Origin of the sequence: Domibacillus aminovorans, from assembly GCF_001643235.1 — a bacterium.
GTDB lineage: Bacteria > Bacillota > Bacilli > Bacillales > Domibacillaceae > Domibacillus > Domibacillus aminovorans.
In genome coordinates this window covers 1-2,936 of record NZ_LQWY01000037.1, presented here as the reverse complement: position 1 = coordinate 2,936, position 2,936 = coordinate 1, and the positions used below count along the sequence as shown (strand labels likewise).

General features: G+C 53.7%; 1 rRNA gene. It reads right to left on the bottom strand.

Annotated features, from left to right (window positions below):
* Window positions 1–5: 5 nt before the first annotated feature.
* Window positions 6–2,936 (bottom strand): 23S ribosomal RNA (locus AWH49_RS12855).

The following is a 2,936-nucleotide window of genomic DNA, read 5'->3' as shown; positions in this document are numbered from 1 at the left end:
TGTTATTGGTTAAGTCCTCGATCGATTAGTATTCGTCAGCTCCATGTGTCGCCACACTTCCACCCCGAACCTATCTACCTCGTCATCTTCAAGGGATCTTACTTACTTGCGTAATGGGAAATCTCATCTTGAGGGGGGCTTCATGCTTAGATGCTTTCAGCACTTATCCCGTCCGCACGTAGCTACCCAGCGATGCCTCTGGCGAGACAACTGGTACACCAGCGGTGCGTCCATCCCGGTCCTCTCGTACTAAGGACAGCTCCTCTCAAATTTCCTGCGCCCGCGACGGATAGGGACCGAACTGTCTCACGACGTTCTGAACCCAGCTCGCGTACCGCTTTAATGGGCGAACAGCCCAACCCTTGGGACCGACTACAGCCCCAGGATGCGATGAGCCGACATCGAGGTGCCAAACCTCCCCGTCGATGTGGACTCTTGGGGGAGATAAGCCTGTTATCCCCGGGGTAGCTTTTATCCGTTGAGCGATGGCCCTTCCATGCGGAACCACCGGATCACTAAGCCCGACTTTCGTCCCTGCTCGACTTGTAGGTCTCGCAGTCAAGCTCCCTTGTGCCTTTACACTCTGCGAATGATTTCCAACCATTCTGAGGGAACCTTTGGGCGCCTCCGTTACACTTTAGGAGGCGACCGCCCCAGTCAAACTGCCCACCTGACACTGTCTCCCACCCGGATCACGGGTGTGGGTTAGAAGTTCAACACAGTCAGGGCAGTATCCCACCAGCGCCTCCACCGAAGCTGGCGCTCCGGCTTCCAAGGCTCCTGCCTATCCTGTGCAGACTGTGCCAAAATTCAATATCAGGCTGCAGTAAAGCTCCACGGGGTCTTTCCGTCCTGTCGCGGGTAACCTGCATCTTCACAGGTACTATAATTTCACCGAGTCTCTCGTTGAGACAGTGCCCAGATCGTTGCGCCTTTCGTGCGGGTCGGAACTTACCCGACAAGGAATTTCGCTACCTTAGGACCGTTATAGTTACGGCCGCCGTTTACTGGGGCTTCAATTCAGACCTTCGCTTGCGCTAAGCCCTCCTCTTAACCTTCCAGCACCGGGCAGGCGTCAGCCCCTATACGTCGCCTTGCGGCTTTGCAGAGACCTGTGTTTTTGCTAAACAGTCGCCTGGGCCTATTCACTGCGGCTCTCGCAGGCTTGCACCCGCAAGAGCACCCCTTCTCCCGAAGTTACGGGGTCATTTTGCCGAGTTCCTTAACGAGAGTTCACTCGCTCACCTTAGGATTCTCTCCTCGCCTACCTGTGTCGGTTTGCGGTACGGGCACCTTACATCTCGCTAGAGGCTTTTCTTGGCAGTGTGGAATCGAAGACTTCGGTACTTAATTTCCCTCGTCATCACAGCTCAGCCTTCACGGAAACGGGATTTGCCTCATTTCCAGCCTAACTGCTTAAACACGCGTATCCAGCTGCGTGATCTCCTATCCTCCTGCGTCCCCCCATCACTCAAACGATGCTTGGTGGTACAGGAATATCAACCTGTTCTCCATCGCCTACGCCTTTCGGCCTCGGCTTAGGTCCCGACTAACCCTGAGAGGACGAGCCTTCCTCAGGAAACCTTAGGCATTCGGTGGAAGGGATTCTCACCCTTCTTTCGCTACTCATACCGGCATTCTCACTTCCAGACGCTCCACCAGTCCTTACGGTCTAGCTTCACAGCAGCTGGAACGCTCTCCTACCACTGATATCTACGATATCAATCCACAGCTTCGGTGATACGTTTAGCCCCGGTACATTTTCGGCGCAGAGTCACTCGACCAGTGAGCTATTACGCACTCTTTAAATGGTGGCTGCTTCTAAGCCAACATCCTGGTTGTCTGGGCAACTCCACATCCTTTTCCACTTAACGTATACTTTGGGACCTTAGCTGGTGGTCTGGGCTGTTTCCCTCTTGACTACGGATCTTATCACTCGCAGTCTGACTCCCAAACATAAGTTTCTGGCATTCGGAGTTTGTCTGAATTCGGTAACCCGGGATGGGCCCCTAGTCCAAACAGTGCTCTACCTCCAGAACTCTTCGTTTGAGGCTAGCCCTAAAGCTATTTCGGAGAGAACCAGCTATCTCCAGGTTCGATTGGAATTTCACCGCTACCCACACCTCATCCCCGCACTTTTCAACGTGCGTGGGTTCGGACCTCCAGTGAGTGTTACCTCACCTTCATCCTGGACATGGGTAGATCACCTGGTTTCGGGTCTACGACCTCATACTCATTCGCCCTATTCAGACTCGCTTTCGCTGCGGCTCCGCATCATCTGCTTAACCTTGCATGAAATCGTAACTCGCCGGTTCATTCTACAAAAGGCACGCCATCACCCATTAACGGGCTCTGACTACTTGTAGGCACACGGTTTCAGGATCTCTTTCACTCCCCTTCCGGGGTGCTTTTCACCTTTCCCTCACGGTACTGGTTCACTATCGGTCACTAGGGAGTATTTAGCCTTGGGAGATGGTCCTCCCGGATTCCGACGGAATTCCTCGTGTTCCGCCGTACTCAGGATCCACTCAAGAGAGAAGAGGATTTCAGCTACAGGGCTGTTACCTTGTTTCGCGGGCCTTTCCAGACCGCTTCACTTATCCTCTTCCTTTGTAACTCCGTATAGAGTGTCCTACAACCCCAGAAAGCAAGCTTTCTGGTTTGGGCTATGTCCCGTTTCGCTCGCCGCTACTCAGGGAATCGCGTTTGCTTTCTCTTCCTCCGGGTACTTAGATGTTTCAGTTCCCCGGGTATGCCTCCTCCTGCCCTATGTATTCAGGCAAGGGTGCCATGCCATTACGGATGGCGGGTTTCCCCATTCGGAAATCTCCGGATCAAAGCTTACTTACAGCTCCCCGGAGCATATCGGTGTTAGTCCCGTCCTTCATCGGCTCCTAGTGCCAAGGCATCCACCGTGCGCCCTTTTCAACTTAACC